This window comes from Rothia kristinae (assembly GCF_016028855.1).
Taxonomy (GTDB): domain Bacteria; phylum Actinomycetota; class Actinomycetes; order Actinomycetales; family Micrococcaceae; genus Rothia; species Rothia kristinae.
This window is the reverse complement of record NZ_CP065738.1, coordinates 2,357,584-2,377,741: the sequence shown is the minus strand read 5'-3', so window position 1 is coordinate 2,377,741 and position 20,158 is coordinate 2,357,584. Positions and strand designations below refer to the sequence as shown.

Sequence of the window (20,158 nt, the reverse complement as noted above, 5' to 3'; positions counted from 1 at the left end):
CCGACCGACCGAGGCCCGACCAGGAGTGATGACCCCGCAGTGACCGACGATCCGGAGCAGCCGTCCCTGTTCGCCGCCGGAGCGGACCTGCCGCCGGCCTACCCGGACCGGGCCGCGTGGGGCACCGCCCCCAAGCTGCGCGCCTGGCAGCAGGAGGCCCTGGAGAAGTACTTCGCCGAGCAGCCCCGGGACTTCATGGCCGTGGCCACCCCGGGGGCCGGCAAGACCACCTTCGCCCTGCGGGTGGCCAAGGAGCTGATGGACCGGGGCACCGTGTCCCGGCTGACCGTCGTCGCCCCCACGGATCACCTGAAGTCCCAGTGGGCCGACGCCGCCGCGCGCGTGGGCATCGCGATCGACCCGAACTTCAAGAACGCCGACGGGCACCACGCCCGCGGCTTCTCCGGGGTGGCCCTGACCTACGCGCAGGTGGCCAACAAGCCCCTGCTGCACCGGGCCCGCACCGAGAACGCCCGCACCCTGGTGATCCTCGACGAGATCCACCACGCCGGGGACGCCCTGTCCTGGGGGGACGGGCTGCGCGAGGCCTTCGAGCCCGCGCAGCGGCGCCTGGCCCTGACCGGCACCCCCTTCCGCTCGGACTCCTCCCAGATCCCCTTCGTGCGCTACGAGCAGGACCAGGAGGGGCTGCTGCGCTCGCAGGCGGACTACTCCTACGGGTACGGGCCCGCCCTGAAGGACCACGTGGTGCGCCCCGTGATCTTCATGGCCTACTCCGGGCAGATGCGCTGGCGCACCGCCGAGGGCGAGGAGATGGCCGCCGAGCTGGGGGAGGGGTTCACCAAGGACATCACCGCCCAGGCCTGGCGCACCGCCCTGGACCCGCGGGGCCAGTGGATCCCGGCGGTCCTGCAGGCCGCGGACCAGCGGCTCTCGGAGGTGCGCCGCACCGTGCCCGATGCCGGCGGGCTGGTGATCGCCTCCAACCACGAGGACGCCCGCGCCTACGCCGCGCGGCTGGAGAGGATCACCGGGCAGAAGCCGGCCCTGATCCTCTCCGATGACAAGACCGCCTCCGGGCGGATCGACCGCTTCTCCGCCTCCGAGCAGGAGCGCTGGATGGTCGCGGTGCGCATGGTCTCCGAGGGGGTGGACGTCCCGCGCCTGGCCGTGGGCGTGTACGCGACCTCCACCTCGACCCCGCTGTTCTTCGCCCAGGCCATCGGGCGCTTCGTGCGGGCCCGGCGTCGCGGGGAGACGGCCTCGGTGTTCCTGCCCTCGGTGCCGCTGCTGATGGCCCTGGCCCAGGAGATGGAGGCCGAGCGGGACCACGCCCTGGACCTGGGCACCCGGCCCGACGAGGAGGCGATCATCGCCGCCGACGAGGGTCTGGACGATGAGGCCCTGGAGGAGGCCAACCGCGAGGAGAAGGCCAGCTCGGCTCTGGCCGCGGGCAGGTTCGAGGCGATCGGCTCCCAGGCGGCCTTCCACGGGGTGCTCTACGACGGGCAGGACTACCAGGGCTTCGAGATCGGCGCGGAGGACCAGGACTTCCTGGGGATCCCGGGGCTGCTGGACGCCGAGCAGGTGGGCACGCTGCTGCAGGAGCGCCAGCGCGGCTCCCGGGCGGGGGCACCGGCTCAGCCGCCGCGGCAGTCCCCGGCGGTGCCGGATCACCGGCGGCTCAAGGAGCTGCGGAACAAGCTGGCGAAGAACGTCTCCGCCTGGGCCGCGCGCACCGGGCAGCCGCACGGCTCGGTGCACAACGCGCTGCGCCGGGAGTGCGGCGGCCCGCCGGTGGCCCAGGCCACCGCCGAGCAGATCCAGGCCCGGATCGACAAGCTGCAGAACTGGTTCGTGGGGCGCCGGTAGGCCCCGGCCCGCAGCCCCGGCGGCGCTCGAGACGGGTGGGAGCCGATGGATCCGGCGCCCGTCGGCGGCGGATCAAGCGGCCGCGGCGCGGGCGTTGATCCGGGCGACCTGCGCGGCGGGATCGGCGAGGGAGACGATGATCCGCTGGATCGGCTCGTCGGTCAGCTCGATGACCACGGCGTCTTCGTAGCCGCGCACGTTCAGGAAGTGCCGCTGGCCGTCGCGGTGGAAGGTGCCGCTGAGCTTGCCGCCTACGCGCAGCCCGGGCCCGCGCCACCCCTTCGGCTCATCGCGCATCCCGGGGTCGTGGGTGGCCCCGCGCACGTGGGCCCAGGGCACGGCCACCCGCCGGGTGAAGGACCAGAGTTTGTCCAGGCCCCGCGGGGTGATGATCAGCTCGCGTTCGGTCAGCTCGATGGCGTTGCTCATGCTCGGTCGCCTTCCTCTCGGTGCGGTGGGGTGCGGCGGGCGCGGATCAGCAGGCGCTCGCCGAGGCGGCGGGGATCGTCGTCGAAGCACAGTCCGACGGCGCGTTCGGTCAGGGCGCGCAGGCCGTCGTGGTGCGGAGCCAGCTCCAACAGGGCAACCAGGACGAGATCCTGGGCGTCGTGGGTGACCTCACCCGCCCGGGCTCGGTCGCAGACCTGCTCGAGCGCGGCGCGCATCAGTCCGTGCTTCGAGCCGTGGATCTTGTAGAAGCTCGCGCGGCTGAGTCCGAGGACCGAGGTCAGCCGGTCCACGGAGACGGCGTCGAATCCCTCGTGCCCGAACAGCGCCGTCGCCTGCCGCAGCACCTCCTGCTCGTCGAATCCCCGGGGCCTCGCCATGGTTCCATACTAAACGTTCTAGAACGACTCGTCTATAATCGGGGCGACCCCGGATCCGAGAGGGGCAGAGAAGGGTCCGTTACCGGCGGATCTCCGAGGAGTCGATGACCTCGGCCCCGGCCTCCTGGAGGGCCGCGACCGCCTCCTCGGCGGTCTCCTGGGCCACCGGCGCCGTCAGATCCAGCAGCACCCGCGTGTCGTACCCGGCGCCCACCGCATCCAGGGCGGTGGCTCGCACGCAGTGGTCGGTGGCGATGCCGACCACGTCCACCGCGTCGATCTCCTGCTCCTGCAGCCAGTCGTCCAGGGACACGTTGACCGTATCCTCGGTCTGCGCGCCGGGCTCCCGCTCGCCGGTGGCCACCGCCTCCTCCGGGACCAGCAGGCCCTCGAAGCCCGAGTATGCGGCCTCGTAGGCGCCCTTGCGGAACCAGGCATCCACGGCGTCGGTCTCCAGGTCCTCGTGCACGGCCGCGCCGCGGGAGTGGGCCACGCAGTGCACCGGCCAGGAGGTTCGGTAGTCCGGGGTCTCGGAGAAGTGCTCGCCCGGATCCACGTGCCAGTCCTGGGTGCCGACGACGGCGTCGTAGAGGGGGCCGTGGGTCAGCAGGTACTCGGAGATGCCGCCGGCGACCTCCGCGCCCCGCTCGGTGGCGAGGCTGCCGCCGGGGCAGAAGTCGTTCTGCACGTCCACGATGATCAGGGCTCGGGTCATGGAATCCTCCAGGAGCGATGGTCCAGGTGCGCGGCGCGGCGCCGCGCACCTGCGGTATCCGGTTCGGCACCAGGATAGGCGGTGCCTCCCCGCAGAGTCAGGACAGCAGCTGCGTGGGGATGGCCGGCTCCCCCTCGGACAGCCGTCGGGAGGCCGCGGGCAGCTCGGTCCAGGAGGCGGCGTGGCGCGCGGCGGCGGCCTTCAGCCCCTCGGCCCCGGTCGCCCCGGGCAGGATCTCACCCTCGCGCACCAGGTCCGTCATCAGCTCCCGCGTCCGCACACCCTCGGGGAGGTCTCCCCGGGCCCGATCCAGGGCCTGCTCGCTGGAGGCCACCACCTCCGCGACGGCCCGGCCGTCCGCGCCCAGCTGGCGCACGGCGTGCTTGCGACCGCCGGTGGAGCCCTTGCCGGCCGAGCGCTTGGCCACTGGCTCCAGCTGCCCGGAAGCGCCCTCCCGGGCCACGAGCTTGTAGACCATGGAGGTGGTCGGCGCCCCGGAGCCGGTGACCAGCCGGGTGCCCACCCCGTAGGAATCCACGGGCGCGGAGCGCAGCCCGGCGATCGCGTACTCGTCCAGATCCGAGGTCACGGTGATCTTCGTGTCCTTCGCGCCGAGCTCATCCAGCAGGGCGCGCACCCACACCGCCTGGGCGCCCAGGTCCCCGGAGTCCAGGCGCACCGCGCCCAGCTGCGGACCGGCCAGCTCCACCGCGGTGCGCACCGCGGCCTCGACGTCGTAGGTGTCCACCAGCAGCGTGGTGCCCGCGCCCTGGGCCGCCAGCTGGGCCGCGAAGGCCGCGCGCTCGTCGTCGTGCAGCAGGGTGAAGGCGTGCGCGGAGGTGCCGATGGTGTGGATCCCGTAGCGCATCCCCGCCTCCAGGTTGGAGGTCCCGGCGAATCCCGCCACCACCGCGGCGCGGGCCGCCGAGACGGCGGCGGCCTCGTGGGCCCGGCGCGAGCCCATCTCCAGGCAGGGCCGACCCGCGGCCGCCCCGACCATGCGCGAGGCCGCGGAGGCGACGGCCGAGTCGTAGTTGAGGATCGAGAGGATCAGGGTCTCCAGGACGCAGGCCTCCGCGAAGGTGCCCTCCACCTGCAGCACGGGGGAGTGGGGGAAGAACGCCTCGCCCTCGGCGTAGCCGCGCACCGAGCCGGTGAAGCGGAAGTCCGCCAGGTACTCGAGGGTCGCATCCCCGACCACCCGGGTGCGGCCCAGGAAATCCAGCTGCTCCGGGGTGAAGCGGAAGTCCGCCAGCTCCTCCAGGAACCGACCGGTCCCGGCCAGCACCCCGTAGCGGCGTCCGGCCGGCAGGCGGCGGGTGAAGGTCTCGAACACGCTGCGGCGCTCGTGGGTTCCGGCCCGCAGGGCCGCTTCGATCATCGTCAGCTCATAGTGATCCGTGAGCAGGGCGGGAGTAGTCTCGATCACGCCTCCCACTGTAGCCACCGCGCCCGGCCCGGCCAAGGACTGCGGCGCCCTCCGCTGGGCTCCCCGCACCCGAGCTGGCCAGCGCTGCGCCGCCACCCGGTGCGACGCCGACGGCGAACCCGCCCCGCCCCGGGACCCGCGTGCCGGGTAGACTCGGGTGGGTCATGGCCCAGCAGCGCACCCAACCGACCCGCACCGCCGTCACCGGCCCCACGGCCCCCGAGACCACCCCGGAGGGCGGGCTCGGGCTGCTCGAGCGCCCCCAGGAGCAGACCCCGTGGCGGGTGCTCGTATGGAACGACCCCGTGAACCTCATGAGCTACGTGACCTGGGTGTTCCGCACCCACTTCGGGCATTCCCAGGCGCAGGCCCACCGGCTGATGCTGCAGGTGCACGAGGACGGGCGCGCCGTCGTGTTCACCGGCAGCCGCGAGGAGGCCGAGCGGCACACCGCCGCGATGCACGGCTACGGGCTGTGGGCCACCTTCGAGAAGGACGGTGAGTGAGATGGCTCGTCCCTTCCGCGCCGGGCGGCGCGGCATCACCGGGCACCTGGAGCAGCCCGAGCGGGAGCTGCTGATCAAGCTGTTCGGCGACGTCGTGACCACCCTGGAGCCGCGGCAGGATCCGGATCAGGACCCGCTGGCCGCGATGCTCGGGATCACCGAGGACGCCGAGGCGCCGGAGGATCCGGCCCTGGCCCGCCTGCTGCCGCAGGCCGCGGCCGATGAGGGCGAGGCCGCGGAATTCCGCCGCTTCACCGAGCGCGGCATCCGCGAGGAGAAGATCGGGCGCCTGCGGATGGCCGCGATGGACTGCGAGGCCCCGAAGCTGCAGCTGGACGACGAGCACGCCCGGGCCTTCGCCGCGGCCCTGAACGACGTGCGCCTGGTCCTGGCCGCGCGCCTGGGGATCCGCGACGAGCAGGACGCCGAGCGCGTGGCCGGCTACACCGACTGGAACCAGGCCACGGACGTGGAGTCCTACATGTCCCTGGTGTACCAGTTCGTCTCCTGGCTGCAGGACTCCCTGATGGAGGCCATGCTCCAGCGACTGTGATCCCCGGACCTTCCCCCTGTGGTCGGTCTCTCGTCGCCCCGGCCACGTGGTCGAGCTCGTGCCGGGGCCTGCTCGCGCAGCGGCTATCCTCGAAGGCATCATGAACTCGCTTCCCGACCAGACCGATGCCGTGACCGCCTGGGGCAGCGCCGCCCCCGCCCGTCCCACCCCCAGGGCCCCGATCGGGGTCTTCGACTCCGGCGTCGGCGGACTGACCGTGGCCCGGGCCATCATGGACCAGCTGCCCCACGAGCAGATCCTCTACGTCGGGGACACGGCCCACGGCCCCTACGGACCGCTGAGCATCGCCCAGGTGCGCGCCAACGCCCTGCGCATCATGGACGACCTCGTGGACTCCGGGGTCAAGGCCCTGGTCATCGCCTGCAACACCGCCTCCTCCGCGGTGCTGCGCGACGCCCGCGAGCGCTACACCCGCCACTACGGGATACCCGTGGTCGAGGTGATCCAGCCGGCCGTGCGCCGGGCCGTGGCCGCGACCCGCAACGACGTCGTCGGCGTGCTGGGCACGGTGGCCACGGTCTCCTCCCGCGCCTACGAGGACACCTTCGCCGCGGCCCCGCAGCTGCGGATCGTCTCCGAGGCCTGCCCGGAGTTCGTGGAGTTCGTGGAGCGCGGCATCACCTCAGGGCCCGAGCTCCTGGAGGCCGTGCGCACCCACCTGGCCCCGCTGCAGGAGGCTGGGGTGGACACCGTCGTGCTGGGTTGCACCCACTACCCCCTGCTCACGGGCGTCATCTCCTACGTCCTGGGGGAGGAGGTCACGCTGGTGACCTCCTCCGAGGAGACCGCCAAGGACCTGTTCCGGGCGCTGATGGCCCAGGACCTGCAGCGCCCGGCCGACGCCCCCGCCCCGCGCCACGAATTCGTGGCCACCGGGGACCCCGAGCGCTTCCAGGCCCTGGCCCGGCGCTTCCTGGGCCCCGAGGTCCTCGGGGTGCGCCACTCAGCGAGCATCGCCGAGTCCTACCCCACCGGCTCCCTGGCGGTGGTCACCCCGGAGATGATCCGCACCGCCAGCGTGGACCTGAGCGCCGTGGCCGCGACATCGGGTGCAGCGGCCGAGGTCGCCGGAGCCGCGGGGACGGATCCCGGGCCCCGCTCCGCGGGGGCCCCGGAACCGGACGCCGAGTCTGGGGCGCAGGAGGGACGGGCATGGAGCTGACCATCATCGGGTGCAGCGGCTCCTTCGCCGGACCCGACTCCGCGGCCTCGTGCTATCTGGTCAGCGGCGAGGATGAGGCCGGGCGCACCTGGCGCATCCTGCTGGACCTGGGCAGCGGGGGGCTCGGGGCGATCCAGCGGCACCTGAGCCTGCCGCAGATCGACGGGATCTTCATCTCCCACCTGCACCCCGATCACTGCATCGACCTGGCCGGCCTGCACATCGCGGTGCGCTGGGATCCGCGCGGCTGGCCCGGGCCGCCGATTCCGCTGTGGGGACCGGCGGACACCCACCCGTACCTGGCCCGCACCCACGGGATCGGCCTGGAGCCCGGGCTCACCGGCTCCTTCGGCTTCCACCCCTGGGCCCCCGGGGAGCCGGTGCGCCTGGGGCCGTTCACGGTGCGTGCCTTCCCCGTGCTGCATCCGGCCCCCGAGCCCTACGCGATCCGGGTGACCCACGAGCTGGCCGGGCGCCGCAGCGTCCTGGCCTACTCGGGGGACTCGGACGCGTGCCCCGGGCTGGTCGAGGCCGCCCGGGAGGCGGATTTCTTCCTGTGCGAGGCCGCCTTCCAGGAGGGGCGCGACGACGCGATCCGCGGGGTGCACCTGACCGGGGTGCGGGCCGGGCGGGTGGCCGCCGAGGCCGATGTCGGACACCTGATGCTCACCCACCTGCCGGTGTGGAACGACCCGGAGGTGGCCCGCGCCGAGGCCTCCCGCACCTACGCCGGGCCGATCTGCGTGGCCGAGGATTCCCGCACCTACGCGATCCCGCCCCGCTGAGCCGCGCCCCGGGCTCCTGCGGGGCGCGGCCGGGGGCGGCCCGGGTACAGTGAGGGACATGACGAGCACCGAGTCCCCCCAGACCCTCACGCGCGCGGACGGGCGCGCCGTCGACCAGCTGCGTCCGATCTCCATCACCCGCGGGTGGTCCCGCAACGCCGAGGGCTCGGCCCTCATCGAGTGCGGGGACACCCGAGTGCTGTGCACCGCCTCCCTGACCGAGGGCGTGCCCCGGTGGCTCAAGGGCGAGGGCCGCGGCTGGGTCACCGCCGAGTACGCGATGCTGCCGCGGGCCACCTCGACCCGCTCCGCCCGCGAATCCGTGAAAGGCAAGATCGGCGGACGCACGCACGAGATCTCCCGGCTGATCGGGCGCTCCCTGCGCGCGATCATCGACCTGAAGGCCCTCGGGGAGAACACCGTGGTCCTGGACTGCGACGTCCTGCAGGCCGACGGCGGCACCCGCACCGCCGCGATCACCGGGGCCTACGTCGCCCTGGCCGACGCCCTGGACTGGGCGCGCCGGGAGAAGATCCTGCCCCGGGGCGCCCAGCCCCTGACCGACTCCGTGGCCGCGGTGTCCGTGGGCATCATCGACGGGGTGCCCATGCTGGATCTGCCCTACACCGAGGACGTGCGGGCCGAGACGGACATGAACGTGGTGGTCACCGGCTCCGGCAGCTTCGTGGAGGTTCAGGGCACCGCCGAGGGCGCGCCCTTCGACCGGGCTGAGCTGGACAGCCTGCTGGACCTGGCCCTGATCGGCACGGCCGAGCTGTCCAGGATCCAGTCGCAGACGCTGGCCGGTGCCCATGAGTGAGCCGCGGCTGATCCTGGCCACCCACAACTCCGGCAAGCTGCGGGAGCTGCGCGAGATCCTGCGCGATGCCGTGCCGGGCCTGGAGGTGGACGCGGAGGTGGTCGACGCCGGCTCCCTCGGCGTCCCGGACGTGCCCGAGACCGGCACGACCTTCGCCGAGAACTCCCTGCTCAAGGCCCGCGCCGTCTATGAGGCCACCGGCCTGCCGGCCATCGCGGATGACTCGGGGCTGTCCGTGGCCGTGCTGCACGGGGCGCCGGGGATCTTCTCCGCCCGCTGGTCCGGGCGCCACGGCGACGATGCGGCCAACCTGCGCCTGCTGCTGGCTCAGCTGTCCGACATCCCCGATCCGCATCGGGGTGCCGCCTTCGAGTGCGCCGCGAGCCTGGTCGGCCCGGACACCGAGGTCGTGCAGACCGGGCGCCTTACCGGGCGGCTGCTCACCGAGCCACGCGGGGAGCACGGCTTCGGCTACGACCCGATCCTCGTGCCCGAGGAGCTTCCCGCCGCGTGGGAGGGGGCCAGCTGCGCCGAGATCCCGCCGGAGCTGAAGAACGCGATCAGCCACCGCGCCCGGGCCTTCACCGCGCTGATTCCGCACATCGCCGCCCTGCTGGACGGGGCCGGCGGAGAGAAGGTCTAGCCCGCCGTGGCCCGCATGTCCCCGTTCGCGCTGATGCGCTTCCGACCCCTCATCCAGGCGGTCCTCGACCAGGCCGGGGTCCGGTGCGCGCCCACCGAATGGGACGTGCACTCCAACGGGTCCGCGCACCTGGTGGTCAACGCGGGTCAGCGGGTCAGCGTGCGGGTGGCGAAGAACCACCTGGTGGGCCGGCAGGTCCAGCGCCGCACCGACCTGCTGCGCGCCCTGCCTGCGGACCTGCCCTTCGAGGTGCCCCGCCCCCTGACCCGGGTGCTGGAACGCGGCGGGCACGTCGCCGTCGGGCTGACCTGGGTGCCCGGGCGGCCCCGCGAGGTGGGCCCCGCCCCGGCGCGGGCCCTGGGCCGGGCGCTGCGCGCGATCGACGCGATCGACCCCGCGCCCCTGTCCGCGATGCTCGAACCCTCCCAGTCCCACTGGGGCGGCTCGCACTGGCCGCGCACCGTCCGAGAGCGGATCATCCCCCAGCTGCTGCACGGCAACCGGGAGCGCGCCGAGCGCCTGCTGGACGATGCCCTGGCCCTGGACCCGGTGACCCCCCGGTTCATCCACTCCGACTTCGCCGGGCACAACATCCTGTGGAACCGGGAGCGCATCTCGGGGGTCATCGACTGGGATCATGCCAGCGTCGGGGATCCCGGCTGGGACATCGCCGCGGCCGGGAACTGGTTCGGCTGGGAGGCGGTGACCCGTGTGGTGGGACGCGACTGGGCCGAGCGCGGCCGCGTGCTGCAGCGGCTGATGCCCCTGCAGGCCGTGGGGTATGCGATGATCCACGGCTACGGTGGCGCGACCCTGCGTCAGGCCGTGGAGCGGGCCGACCGCTGGATCGAAGCGGAGGCCTGAGGGGCAGGGCGGCCGGTCACCCTCCCGAGGCGCCCCAGACCCCCCACCACCGCCGCGCGGTCTCGACCCAGCGTTCGGCCAGCCGATCGGCCAGCCGATCGGCCAGCTGCTCGGCCGAGGGATATGTCGGCGCCAGCCCGGCCCGCGCCATCGGCGACTGTGACGTCTCGGAGGCCTCGTCGGAATCCGCCTCGGACCGGGCCTCGGAGTCGGCCGCGGCCCCGCCGTCCGCCGCGTCCGCTTCCGGTCGCGCGATGCCCGCTCCGGTGAGCTCGCGGGCCAGGGCCCGCACGCACCCGGGCACCTGATCCCCGCCCCGCCCCTGCGCGGTCCCCGCGGCGTCGGGATCGGCCAGGACGGCCGCGCTCAGCGGTGCCGCCGCCAGGACGCGGGCCAGACCGGAGCGGGTGGCGCCGGTGGCCCCGTAGGAGGCGAGCAGCCCGGCGGACGGAGCGGATCCGCCCGGATCCCGAGGGCTGAGCAGCTCGAGCACGCGGCGCCGGGCCCGCTCCCGCAGCTGCGCCGGAGCACGACGCCGCGGGTCCGCGCCGTTCCCGGCATCCCCGACGGCCTCGGCGTCCAGCCCGAGCAGGGCCCGCCGATGCAGCACGATCACCAGGCCTGCGGCCAGGGCCTCCGGGTGACCGTGGGTCAGGGCGGTGAGGTTCACGGCCAGCTGGCCCAGCTGCTCCAGGCCCTCGCGCGGGTGCAGGGGGAGCACTGCCAGGCGGGGGAGGAAGGCGTCATCGGCCAGCTCGGTGAAGGGGGTGCGCGCCGGATACGGCATGTTACCGGCGCACAGGGCCCGGGCCAGCAGCGGGTGCCGCTCGGCGAAGTCCGCGGGGGCCAGGCGGGCGGCCTCGGGCTCCCACCACGCCCTCGGCGGCATCGGGGCGGCCTCCTCGGGGTTCAGACCCAGCGCCCGGGCCCACCGCAGATCGCCCAGCCACACGCACGCCGTCTCGTCCGCGCCGACCCCCTGCGCGGACCAGTCCAGGGCTTCGCGCAGCCCCTCGATGCCGGCGGCCAGCGCGCCCAGCAGCTCGGGGCGGGCCCGGGCCTGCGCGCGCAGCGCCGCGCGCACCAGTGCGGGGTACTCGGCGGCGTCGGGGAAGGGGATGGGCAGGGAATCCATGGTGCTCATTCTGTCAGTCGCCCGGGTTACGTTGGAGCCATGAAGATCCTGCACACCTCGGACCTGCACCTGGGGCGCAGCTTCCACGGCCGCTCCCTCCAGGCGGATCAGGAGGCCATCTGCGCCGAGCTGGTGCGGGTCTGCGCCCGGCAGCAGGTGGATGCGGTGCTGATCGCGGGGGACGTCTACGATCAGGCCTCCCCGCGCACCGAGGTCATCCAGCTGCTCTCCCGGCTGCTGGGCGAGCTCAACGCCCAGGGCACCACGGTGGTGCTGACCTCCGGCAACCACGACTCCGCGGCCCGCCTGGGCTTCGGGGACACCATCCTGGAAGGGGCGGGGGTGCACCTGCGCACCCGCCTGGCCGACGCCGCGCGGCCGGTGCTGCTGGACGAGTCCACCGCGGTGTACGGCATCCCCTACCTGGACCCGCGGGCCGCGGGCCCCAGCCTGGGGGTGCAGCCCACGCACGCGGCGGTGCTGGAGGCGGTGGCCGAGCGCATCCGGGCGGATCTGGCCCGGCGCCCGGGGGTGCGCGGCATCGTCATGGCGCACTGCTTCGCGGTGGGGGCCGAGCCGACGGATTCGGAGCGGGCCATCGAATCGGGCAGCCTCGGGGCCGTGCCGGCGTCGGTGTTCCGGGGCCTGGACTACGCCGCCCTGGGGCATCTGCACGGGCGCCAGCAGATCACGCCGACGGTGCGCTACAGCGGCTCGCCCCTGCGCTTCTCCTTCTCCGAGACGGACCAGGTCAAGGGCTACTGGATGCTGGAGCGCACGGAGGGCGGGATCGAGGCGACCCCGGGGGCCTGGGAGCACCAGGTGCCGCTGGCCCGGCTGCGGGGGCGCCTGGAGGAGCTGCTGGAGGACCCGGAGCTGGACTGGGCCCGGGAGCGGATGTGCCAGATCACCCTGACCGACGCCGAGCGGCCGGCGCATCCGATGGAGCGGCTGCGCACCCGCTTCCCGCACACCGTGGAGCTGCTCTTCGACGGTCTGCGCACCCGCCCGGCCGGCTTCTACGCCCAGCGCCTGGCCCGGGCCCGCACCCCGGAGCAGGTGTGCGCGGAGTTCTACGAGCAGGTCCGCCGCCGCCCCCTGGATGAGCCGGAGCGGCGGCTGGTGGAGGGGGCCCTGGACCGGGCCCGGGACGAGCAGGCGCACGAGGCGGAGGCGACGGACGCGACGGAAGGGAAGCGGGCATGAGGATCCACCGGCTGCGACTGGAGGCCTTCGGCCCGTACCGGCAGGCCCAGGAGATCGACTTCGAGCCGCTGAACGAGGCCGGGCTCTTCCTGCTCACCGGGCCCACGGGCGCCGGCAAATCCACGGTGTTCGAGGCGCTCACCTTCGCCCTGTACGGCACGACCACCGTCCCGGAGAACGCCAAGGGCCTGAAATCGCATTTCGCCGAGGCCGCGGCCAAGCCCTCGGTGGAGGTGGAGGTGAGCATCGGAGAGCACCGCTACCTCGTGCAGCGCAGCCCCGCCTGGAACCGGCCCTCGACCCGGGCGAAGGCCGGCTACGTCGAGCAGCACGCCACGGTGCTGGTGCGCCGGCGTCCCGAGGCGGATCCGGAGGCCGAGTGGGAGGTGGTCTCCACCCGGATGGATGAGGCCGGTGAGCACCTGGCCCAGGCCATCGGCCTGACCCGTCAGCAGTTCGCCCAGGTGGTCATGCTCCCGCAGGGTCGCTTCGCCCAGTTCCTGCAGGCCTCCTCCTCGGACCGCGAGGAGCTGCTGCGGCGGCTGTTCCCAACGGACCTGTACGCGGAAACGCAGCGGGTGCTGCAGGAGCAGGCGCGGGCCGCCCGGGAGGAGCTGGCCGATGCAGCCCGGCAGCGTGAGCACCTGCTGGCCGAGTTCGCTCGGCTGCAGGAGCGGGAGCGCGGCCTCCTGACCCCGGAGCACGGCGATCACCCCGGTGCGCTCGGCGCGCCCGGACGGCAGACAACCGAGCCTGAGGCGCCGGAGGAACGAGAAGAACCGGGGGAACAGGAGGACTCGGGGGAGCAGGAGCCGGCCCGCCGGATCCACCGGGCCCAGCGGCGTCTGGCCGAGGCCGCAGCCGGTCTGGAGGAGGCCCTCGGCTCCGCGCGCGCGGCCTGGACCCGGCATCGGGAGGAGACGGCCCGGCAGCGCGACGCGCTGGAGGCCGCCCGGGAGCACGCCGTCCTGCAGCGGCGGGCAGAGGACCTGCGCGCCCGGGAGGCCGAGCACCGCCAGCGCACCGAGCGCCTGGCCGCGGCCGAGCGGGCCGAGCCCGTGCGCGCGGCCGAGGATCAGCGCCGCGCCGCAGAGGAGGAGCTGCACCAGATCCAGCAGGAGCTCACCGACCTGACCCGCCGGGCCCGCAGGCTGCGCCAGTCCGGACCGCACGCCGTCGCGCCGGATGCGCGGGAGCAGGCCCTGGACGAGCGGTTCTGGGAGCAGGTCGGGGCCGAGCCCGACGCCGACCCGGATGCTGAGGACGATGCCGCCTCCGGTCTCGCCTCCGACGGCGAGCACGCGGCCGAGGTCGAGAACGCGCCCGAGGGCGCGCAGGCCGGTTCGGATGCGGTTACAGCCGAGGGGCAGGAGGCCTCCGCTCAGGGGGAGCATCCCTACCGGGTGCGGCTGCGGGAGCGGCGTCGAGCCCTGGAGGCCGAGCTGCGCGCCGCCGAGGAGCAGGCCGCGGCCGAGGAGCAGGCCCGCGGGCTGGTGGAGCGGATCCGCCGTGCGCAGGAAGCTGTCGGGGCCACCCGGGAGGAGATCGACCGGACCCAGGCCGCCGCGCAGCGGGAGGCCGAGGCCGTCGCCGCCCAGGAGCACCTCGCCGCAGATGCTGCGCCGGCCCGGCAGGAGGAGCAGGAGGCCACCCGGGCTCGACGGCGCAGCGCCGAGCGGATCCGTCACCTGGAGCAGCGGCGGGAGCTGGCCGAACGCCACGAACGGGCCGAACACGAGCGCACCGAGACCCTGGAGCGCTACGAGCGCCTGCAGAGCGCGCGCCTGCGCGATGCCGCGGCGACCCTGGCCGAGGACCTCGTCCCGGGGCGTCCGTGCCCCGTCTGCGGCAGCCGGGAGCATCCCGACCCGCATGCCGGAGCCATGCCCGGGTCTGTCCCCGGCGGCGCCGATTCCGCGCCGGGGCAGACCGAGGCGGGCCTCGACCGGGGAGCGGGGGACGGCAGCGGGCAGGCCGCGCCCCCGGATCTGAGTCCCAGGGCTCTGCAGGAGGCCCGGCGGCGCCGCGACGCCGCCCTGGCCGAGGCCCAGCGGATCCTCGAGGCGCTGGCCCGGGTCGACGCCGCCCTCGAGGCCCTGGACGCCGAGGGCACCCCGCCCACCCCCGAGCAGGCGCAGGAGGGCCTCGACGCGGCGGCAGCGCGGGTGCGCGCGGCCGAGCAGGCCGAGCGGCGGGCCGAGCAGCACCGGGGCCGGGCCCAGCGCCTGGCGCAGGAGCTGGACCGGCTGCGCGAGCGCCTGCGGGGACAGGAGCTGGAGCACCGCGACCTGCAGACCCGCGGCGCCCAGGCTCGGGAGCGGGCCCGCTCCGCTCGGGCCCGGCGCGGCGGCGACCCCCGGGACCTGCTCGACTCCTCGACGCTGCGCACCCGACTGGCCGCCGCGGAGGACTTGGAGCGGCTGCTCGAGCGGGTGCTCGGCGGTCTGGAAGCCCGCTCCCGCACCGCACGGCGTCGAACCCGGTCTGCCCGCGCGGGCGCGCAGGCCGCGCGGGAGGCCGGCTTCGCCGATGTCCCCGAGGCGCTGGCGCGGTCCCTGGATCCGCAGCGGCGCGGACAGCTGCGCCGGACCGTGGCCGCCGAGGAGCAGGAGCGGGCCCGGCTGGAGGAGGCCTGGCAGGCCCCGGCCCATCGCAGGCTGCTGGAGGAGGCGCAGCGGGCCGAGGCCGAGGGGCTGGATGCGGGCTCGATCACCGACCCGCAGCGGCGCGGCGAGCTGGTCGAGCAGGCCGCCCGGCGCGAGGCCGCCGCCCAGGAGGAGCACGAGCGGGTCCTGCTCACCCGGGAGCGGGCCCAGCAGCTGCTGGCCGATCTGCGGGAGCTGGCCGTCCGCTGGGAGGACTGGGCCCGACGCTCCGGGCGGCGGGCCGAGCGGGCCCGGCGCATCGGGGACCTCGCGGAGGTGGCCGCCGGCAACGGGGCCGAGAACCTGCAGCGGATGTCCCTGACCACCTACGTGCTGGCCGCCCAGCTCGAGGAGATCGCCGAGGCCGCGAGCCTGCGGCTGCAGCAGATGAGCTCGGGGCGCTACACCCTGCGCCACTCCGACGCCGCGGCCGGGCACGGGCGCCGCTCCGGGCTGGGCCTGGAGGTCTTCGACGCCTGGTCCTCCGTGGCCCGCCCGACCAGCTCCCTGTCCGGAGGGGAGTCCTTCATGGCCTCGCTGTGCCTGGCCCTGGGCCTGGCCGACGTCGTGCAGGCCCGGGCCGGCGGGGTGCAGATCGACACCCTGTTCGTCGACGAGGGCTTCGGCAGCCTGGACGAGGATACGCTGGAGGACGTCATGGACGCGATCGACGGACTGCGCGAGAACGGGCGGGTCATCGGGCTGATCAGCCACGTCGCGGACCTGCGCGCCCGGATCCCGCAGCACCTGCGCGTCCGGCGCACCCCGGCCGGATCCCTGATCGAAAGCGACGCAGGATGAGAACCCCACCCGCCACGGCACCCGGGTCCACCGGGTCCTTCCGCATCCCCCCGGCCGCCCGGGCCGGTACGGCCTGGGCCCGGCTGCGCGTCCTGGCGCGCCTGGTCGGGCTGGGCTACCTGGGGGTGACCGTCTTCGCTCGCCTGCCGGTGGCGATGCTGCCGCTGGGCACGCTGGTGATGATCGCCTCCTGGACCCGGCAGGTGCTGCTGGCCGGATACGCCGCCGGGGCGGTGGCCCTGGCGCTGGCCGTCTCGGTCCCGCTGTACGGGATGCTCGCCCGGCGCGTGGGTCAGCGGGTGGTGCTGCTGTTCTGCTCGGTGGCCAACACGGCCGCGCTGCTGTGGCTGATCCACGAGGCCGACCGGGTCCAGCGTCACCCGGAGATCGGCATCGGGCTGCTGCTGGCCGCGTGCGCGGTCACCGGGGCCACCTGCGCTCCCGTGGCGGCCCTGGCCCGGATCCGCTGGGCGGGGGAATCCCAGCGCCTGGCCGATCGCAGCCTGCTGAACTCCTCCCTCGCCTTCGAATCCGTCGCGGACGTGCTGGCCCTGCTGCTCGGGGCCGCGGTGACCGGGCTCAGCTGCGTCATCGGCGGCCCGCACACGGGGCTGCTCATGGTCGTGCCGGTCAACGTCGTCGGAGTGCTGGCCTTCGCGTTCTTCCGGCTGCGCCACGCCCTCGGCCCCACCAGCCCGCCGCCGGAGCCGGAGGCGGCCGCCGAGGACGCCGCCAGGCGCTCGCTGATGTGGCTGCCGGTGGTGGGCATGGGCGCCCTGGGGCTGCTGCTCGGATCCATGCAGTCCTCGCTGGTCAGCTACACCATGAACTTCGACGCCGTGCAGTACGTGGGGCTGCTCTACGCCGTGCTCGGCGGATCCAGCCTGGTCTCGGCGGTCATCGTCGTCGGGCTGCGGGCCCGGACCAACACCTGGGGGGCGTGGCTGCTGTGGGCGTGTCTGCTGACCCTCGTGGGGATGCCGGTGTCCATGCCCACCGGGGACGCCACGCTGGCGCTGAGCCTGGTCGTGGAGGGGGCGGTGGTCGGGGTCGCCCTGATCGTCACCGACTCCGTGGTGATGTCCATCGCCCCGGTGCGCTGCCTGGACCTCGTGCTCACTTCGGCGCTGGCCTCGCTGCTGGCCGGCAACGCCCTGGGGCTGGCCTGGGGCGCGGTGCTGGGGGACTCCCTGGGCTACAACTCCGCGCTGATGCTCCCGGTGCTCTCCGCCGGGGCCTACCTGCTGCTGGCCCACCTGTACGGGTACCTGTGGCGCCAGCGCTTCGAGCGCCGGGAGACCGACGCGCGCCTGGCCCGGCACCTCGCCCGCCGCGACGGACGGTGACCCCAGCGGGTCGAGACAGGCCGAGCACGCTGGCCCAGGACGCGGAGCGGGCCGGAGCGCCCCCCCCTCAGCTGGGAGGGATGCTCCGGCCCGATCTCGCCGCGGGGCGGCCCCGTGCGGTGCAGGACCGGCTCAGTGGCCGCGGTCGATCCACTCCTGTCGGTGCGGGGCCTCCGCCCCGATCGTCGTCGTCTCCCCGTGACCGGTGAGCACCGCGGTGCCCGGGTCCAGGCTCAGCAGCTTCTCCGTGATCGAGTCGATGATCGTCGGGAAGTCGCTGAAGGAGCGGCCCGTGGCCCCGGGTCCGCCCTGGAACAGGGTGTCCCCGGAGAACACCACCGGGGAGGAGCCCTCCCAGGACAGGTCCTCGCTCAGGAAGCACACGGAGCCGGGGGAGTGGCCCGGGGTGTGCAGCACGGTCAGGGTGGCCCCGCCGGCGGGGATCCGCTGCCCCTCGGACAGCGGCTGCGGCTGCACGTCCGTGTCCGGGTTGGCCAGCAGCCACAGCGGGCGGTCCTCCGGGTGCAGCAGCACCGGCGCGCCGAAGCGCAGGGAGGCCTCCGGAGCCAGTCCGGCGTGGTCGTCGTGGGCGTGGGTCAGCAGGATCGCGGTGACCTCCCGATCCCCGACCAGCCCGGCGACGGCCTCCAGGTCGTGCGCCGGGTCGATGACCACGCAGCGCTCGTCATCGCCGATCACCCAGACGTTGTTCTCCACCTCCCAGGTCCCCCCGTCCAGGGAGAAGGTGCCCGCGGTGACGGTGTTCTCGATGCGGGTGCTCACGCGCCACCTCCCGGCAGGTCCACCACGGAGCGCAGCACGGCCCCGTCGGCCATCTTCTGGAAGGCCTCGTTGATGTGCTCCAGGTCCGTGCGCTCGGTGACGAACGCATCCAGGTCCAGCCGGCCCAGGCGGTACTGGTCCACGAGCATCGGGAAGTCCCGGGTGGGCAGGCAGTCCCCGTACCAGGCGGGGCGCACGGAACCGCCGTGGGAGAAGACGTCGGCCAGGTCCAGGGTGAGCTCGGTGCCCGGGTTCGGCACGCCGACCAGGACCAGGCGACCGGCCAGGTCCCGGGCCTCGAAGGCCTGGCGGAAGGTCTCGGCCACCCCGACGGCGTCGATGACGACGTCGGCGCCGTGCCCGCCGGTCAGCTCGCGGATCGCCTCCACGGCGTCGCGCTCGGAGGAGTCCACGGTGTGGGTGGCGCCCAGGCGCTCGGCGGCGGCCAGCTTCTGTCCGTCCACGTCGACCGCGATGATCGTGGTGGCCCCGGCCAGGGCGGCACCCGCCACGGCCGCCACCCCGACCCCGCCGCAGCCGATCACGGCCACGGATTCGCCGCGGCGCACGGCCCCGGTGTTCAGCGCCGCCCCGATCCCGGCGGTGATGCCGCAGCCCAGTAGCCCGACGGCGGCGTACTGGTCCCGGTCCATGTCCCCTTCGATCTTGGTGCACTGGCCGGCGGCCACGAGGGTCTTCTCCGCGAAGGCGCCGATCCCCAGGGCCGGCTCCAGCTCGGTGCCGTCCTGCAGGGTCATCTTCTGGTGCGCGTTGTGCGTGTCGAAGCAGTACCAGGGCTCCCCGCGGCGGCAGGCGCGGCACTGGCCGCACACGGCCCGCCAGTTGAGGATCACGTGGTCGCCGACGGCGACGCCGGTGACGTCCTCGCCCACGGCCTCGACGATCCCGGAGGCCTCGTGGCCCAGCAGGTAGGGGAAGTCGTCCCCGACCCCGCCCTTCTGGTAGTGCATGTCGGTCTGGCAGACCCCGCAGGTGAGGACCTTGACGAGGGCCTCACCCGGGCCCGGATCCGGGACGGTGATGGTGGTCAGCTCGGCGGGAGCGTCCTTCTCCCGCACGATGACGGCCTTGACCTGCTGCATGGTTCCTCCTCAACGGTTGGGGTGGCCTCGTGCGCGCACCCGATCGACCCGGCCTCTCGGCGGGCGCGCACGGCGGCGGTCCATGACCAGTCAATCACGAGAAGCCGCTGCCGCGCCCAGATGGGCCGCGCCGACCCGGCGGAAGATTCCGCTGGTCAGGGCGTCGGCGTGGGTGCGCTGCGGCAGGGGCAGGGCGGTGCAGCGCGGTGCCAGCGCCGCCAGCCGCGCCAGGTCGGGCCCGGCGATGGCGTCATTCGCGCCGGCCGCCAGCAGGAGCGGCTGGCCTGGTCCCGGGGCGGGGACGAACCGCGGGTGGGTGACCAGCGGCAGCAGCGCGGCGATGCGATCGCGGGGGATCGTGGAGCGGGCCAGGACCCCGCCCAGCTCGGCCAGTGCGGGATCCGGGTCCCGCGGGCCCGGAAGGACTCCCGATTCGGTGGGCCCGAGGAGGCCCGCAGACTCTCGTGGACCGGTGCCGGGGTCGGGTGCGGGGGAGGGGCCGCCTGTCCGCGCCGGGGGAAGCTCGGCCAGCAGATCGCGGGCGGGCAGCCCGCCCAGGACCAGGCGGCGGAGGGCTTCCGGCTCCTCCCGGGCCAGCTGCCACAGCAGCCGGGCACCGAGGGAGTAGCCCAGCCCGTCCAGCAGCACCGGCGCCCCGAGGCTCTCGCAGGCCTCGGCTCCGGCCTCCAGGAGGGCCGCCAGCAGCCCCGGCACCCCGTCGGCCTCCTCCAGGGGGATCTCACCGGAAGCGCTGGCCCCGGCCGCGGGGGCGGGATCCCCGTGTCCGGGCAGCTGGATGAGCACCAGGTCCCGGTGGGCCAGGATACGGGTCCACCCCGTGCGCACCCAGCACTGCGCGGCAGTCACCGCCAGCCCGTGCACCAGCAGCACCGGCGGCTGGGCAGGCGAGAGGGCCCGCCCCGCCGCCCCGGAAGGGGCTGCGGGGCGGGCCCGGTGCAGGCTCCAGCGCAGGCCGGTCAC

Annotated in this window: 19 protein-coding genes; 11 read left to right on the top strand and 8 right to left on the bottom strand. The window is 74.5% G+C overall.

Going from position 1 to position 20,158, the window contains the following annotated elements; genetic code table 11:
• The first annotated feature begins 39 nt into the window (after positions 1–39).
• A complete protein-coding gene (locus I6G21_RS10530; protein ID WP_058730919.1) occupies positions 40–1,833 on the top strand; it encodes a DEAD/DEAH box helicase in 1,794 nt (597 codons plus the stop codon).
• 72 nt (positions 1,834–1,905) lie between these two features.
• On the opposite strand, the gene I6G21_RS10525 is transcribed toward I6G21_RS10530, so the two are convergent.
• The 4 genes from I6G21_RS10525 to I6G21_RS10510 form a co-directional block, all read right to left on the bottom strand.
• A complete protein-coding gene (locus I6G21_RS10525) occupies positions 1,906–2,262 on the bottom strand; it encodes a hypothetical protein (RefSeq protein WP_058730920.1) in 357 nt (118 codons plus the stop codon).
• Positions 2,259–2,660: a TetR/AcrR family transcriptional regulator gene (locus I6G21_RS10520; protein WP_058730921.1), complete on the bottom strand. Its 402-nt coding sequence runs from the start codon at positions 2,658–2,660 to the stop codon at positions 2,259–2,261. Before I6G21_RS10520 ends, I6G21_RS10525 begins: the two co-directional genes overlap by 4 nt.
• Before the next feature lie 79 nt (positions 2,661–2,739).
• Positions 2,740–3,375 (bottom strand): isochorismatase family protein, encoded by a 636-nt coding sequence (locus tag I6G21_RS10515; RefSeq protein WP_129357450.1) that lies wholly within the window; start codon positions 3,373–3,375, stop codon positions 2,740–2,742.
• A gap of 97 nt (positions 3,376–3,472) precedes the next feature.
• The gene (locus I6G21_RS10510) at positions 3,473–4,756 is read right to left on the bottom strand and encodes a nicotinate phosphoribosyltransferase (RefSeq protein WP_100463164.1); all 1,284 of its coding nucleotides are present in this window, start codon (positions 4,754–4,756) and stop codon (positions 3,473–3,475) included.
• Positions 4,757–4,968: 212 nt separating this feature from the next.
• Here I6G21_RS10510 and clpS point away from each other — a divergent pair, with 212 nt between their 5' ends.
• The 7 genes from clpS to I6G21_RS10475 all read left to right on the top strand — a co-directional run bounded on the left by clpS (position 4,969) and on the right by I6G21_RS10475 (position 10,158).
• Positions 4,969–5,310, top strand: a complete 342-nt coding sequence (clpS, locus tag I6G21_RS10505; RefSeq protein WP_064725644.1) for an ATP-dependent Clp protease adapter ClpS — start codon at positions 4,969–4,971, stop codon at positions 5,308–5,310.
• A gap of 1 nt (position 5,311) precedes the next feature.
• Entirely contained in the window at positions 5,312–5,863 is a 552-nt protein-coding gene (locus I6G21_RS10500; protein ID WP_064725645.1) for a DUF2017 domain-containing protein, read from the top strand.
• 100 nt (positions 5,864–5,963) lie between these two features.
• A complete protein-coding gene (gene murI / locus I6G21_RS10495) occupies positions 5,964–7,046 on the top strand; it encodes a glutamate racemase (protein ID WP_129357451.1) in 1,083 nt (360 codons plus the stop codon).
• The gene (locus I6G21_RS10490; RefSeq protein WP_129357452.1) at positions 7,037–7,831 is read left to right on the top strand and encodes an MBL fold metallo-hydrolase; all 795 of its coding nucleotides are present in this window, start codon (positions 7,037–7,039) and stop codon (positions 7,829–7,831) included. The genes murI and I6G21_RS10490 overlap by 10 nt, the downstream gene beginning before the upstream one ends.
• A gap of 58 nt (positions 7,832–7,889) precedes the next feature.
• Positions 7,890–8,651, top strand: coding sequence for a ribonuclease PH (gene rph / locus I6G21_RS10485; RefSeq protein ID WP_075514412.1), 762 nt, complete (start codon positions 7,890–7,892; stop codon positions 8,649–8,651).
• A complete protein-coding gene (rdgB, locus tag I6G21_RS10480) occupies positions 8,644–9,294 on the top strand; it encodes an RdgB/HAM1 family non-canonical purine NTP pyrophosphatase (RefSeq protein ID WP_064725648.1) in 651 nt (216 codons plus the stop codon). Before rph ends, rdgB begins: the two co-directional genes overlap by 8 nt.
• Before the next feature lie 15 nt (positions 9,295–9,309).
• Positions 9,310–10,158, top strand: a complete 849-nt coding sequence (locus I6G21_RS10475; protein ID WP_061225004.1) for a phosphotransferase — start codon at positions 9,310–9,312, stop codon at positions 10,156–10,158.
• Between the two features lie 16 nt (positions 10,159–10,174).
• On the opposite strand, the gene I6G21_RS10470 is transcribed toward I6G21_RS10475, so the two are convergent.
• Positions 10,175–11,293 carry an ADP-ribosylglycohydrolase family protein gene (locus I6G21_RS10470; RefSeq protein WP_058743444.1) on the bottom strand — a complete coding sequence of 373 codons (1,119 nt, stop codon included), beginning with the start codon at positions 11,291–11,293 and terminating at the stop codon, positions 10,175–10,177.
• A 39-nt stretch (positions 11,294–11,332) separates the two neighbouring features.
• Between I6G21_RS10470 and I6G21_RS10465 the strand changes: the two genes are divergently transcribed.
• Genes I6G21_RS10465 through I6G21_RS10455 form a run of 3 tightly spaced genes read left to right on the top strand, consistent with a single transcriptional unit; the run spans position 11,333 to position 17,291 of the window.
• Entirely contained in the window at positions 11,333–12,499 is a 1,167-nt protein-coding gene (locus tag I6G21_RS10465; protein WP_081046077.1) for a metallophosphoesterase family protein, read from the top strand.
• The gene (locus I6G21_RS10460; RefSeq protein WP_129357453.1) at positions 12,496–15,945 is read left to right on the top strand and encodes an AAA family ATPase; all 3,450 of its coding nucleotides are present in this window, start codon (positions 12,496–12,498) and stop codon (positions 15,943–15,945) included. The genes I6G21_RS10465 and I6G21_RS10460 overlap by 4 nt, the downstream gene beginning before the upstream one ends.
• The gene (locus I6G21_RS10455; protein WP_129357454.1) at positions 15,942–17,291 is read left to right on the top strand and encodes an MFS transporter; all 1,350 of its coding nucleotides are present in this window, start codon (positions 15,942–15,944) and stop codon (positions 17,289–17,291) included. Before I6G21_RS10460 ends, I6G21_RS10455 begins: the two co-directional genes overlap by 4 nt.
• A gap of 132 nt (positions 17,292–17,423) precedes the next feature.
• Here I6G21_RS10455 and I6G21_RS10450 read toward each other — a convergent pair whose 3' ends face one another.
• The 3 genes from I6G21_RS10450 to I6G21_RS10440 all read right to left on the bottom strand — a co-directional run bounded on the left by I6G21_RS10450 (position 17,424) and on the right by I6G21_RS10440 (position 20,158).
• Positions 17,424–18,074: an MBL fold metallo-hydrolase gene (locus I6G21_RS10450; protein ID WP_061224999.1), complete on the bottom strand. Its 651-nt coding sequence runs from the start codon at positions 18,072–18,074 to the stop codon at positions 17,424–17,426.
• The gene (locus I6G21_RS10445) at positions 18,071–19,177 is read right to left on the bottom strand and encodes an S-(hydroxymethyl)mycothiol dehydrogenase (protein WP_061224998.1); all 1,107 of its coding nucleotides are present in this window, start codon (positions 19,175–19,177) and stop codon (positions 18,071–18,073) included. The genes I6G21_RS10450 and I6G21_RS10445 overlap by 4 nt, the downstream gene beginning before the upstream one ends.
• A 90-nt stretch (positions 19,178–19,267) precedes the next feature.
• The gene (locus tag I6G21_RS10440; RefSeq protein ID WP_129357455.1) at positions 19,268–20,158 is read right to left on the bottom strand and encodes an alpha/beta hydrolase family protein; all 891 of its coding nucleotides are present in this window, start codon (positions 20,156–20,158) and stop codon (positions 19,268–19,270) included.

Bases quoted from the DNA above. Each gene is read 5' to 3' on its own strand.
- rph (WP_075514412.1), top strand. From the start codon at position 7,890: ATGACGAGCACCGAGTCCCCCCAGACCCTCACGCGCGCGGACGGGCGC.
- I6G21_RS10500 (WP_064725645.1), top strand. From the start codon at position 5,312: ATGGCTCGTCCCTTCCGCGCCGGGCGGCGCGGCATCACCGGGCACCTG.
- I6G21_RS10460 (WP_129357453.1), top strand. From the start codon at position 12,496: ATGAGGATCCACCGGCTGCGACTGGAGGCCTTCGGCCCGTACCGGCAG.
- murI (WP_129357451.1), top strand. From the start codon at position 5,964: ATGAACTCGCTTCCCGACCAGACCGATGCCGTGACCGCCTGGGGCAGC.
- I6G21_RS10490 (WP_129357452.1), top strand. From the start codon at position 7,037: ATGGAGCTGACCATCATCGGGTGCAGCGGCTCCTTCGCCGGACCCGAC.
- I6G21_RS10470 (WP_058743444.1), bottom strand. From the start codon at position 11,293: ATGGATTCCCTGCCCATCCCCTTCCCCGACGCCGCCGAGTACCCCGCA.
- I6G21_RS10520 (WP_058730921.1), bottom strand. From the start codon at position 2,660: ATGGCGAGGCCCCGGGGATTCGACGAGCAGGAGGTGCTGCGGCAGGCG.
- clpS (WP_064725644.1), top strand. From the start codon at position 4,969: ATGGCCCAGCAGCGCACCCAACCGACCCGCACCGCCGTCACCGGCCCC.
- I6G21_RS10515 (WP_129357450.1), bottom strand. From the start codon at position 3,375: ATGACCCGAGCCCTGATCATCGTGGACGTGCAGAACGACTTCTGCCCC.
- I6G21_RS10525 (WP_058730920.1), bottom strand. From the start codon at position 2,262: ATGAGCAACGCCATCGAGCTGACCGAACGCGAGCTGATCATCACCCCG.
- I6G21_RS10465 (WP_081046077.1), top strand. From the start codon at position 11,333: ATGAAGATCCTGCACACCTCGGACCTGCACCTGGGGCGCAGCTTCCAC.
- rdgB (WP_064725648.1), top strand. From the start codon at position 8,644: ATGAGTGAGCCGCGGCTGATCCTGGCCACCCACAACTCCGGCAAGCTG.
- I6G21_RS10455 (WP_129357454.1), top strand. From the start codon at position 15,942: ATGAGAACCCCACCCGCCACGGCACCCGGGTCCACCGGGTCCTTCCGC.
- I6G21_RS10475 (WP_061225004.1), top strand. From the start codon at position 9,310: ATGTCCCCGTTCGCGCTGATGCGCTTCCGACCCCTCATCCAGGCGGTC.
- I6G21_RS10445 (WP_061224998.1), bottom strand. From the start codon at position 19,177: ATGCAGCAGGTCAAGGCCGTCATCGTGCGGGAGAAGGACGCTCCCGCC.
- I6G21_RS10510 (WP_100463164.1), bottom strand. From the start codon at position 4,756: ATGATCGAAGCGGCCCTGCGGGCCGGAACCCACGAGCGCCGCAGCGTG.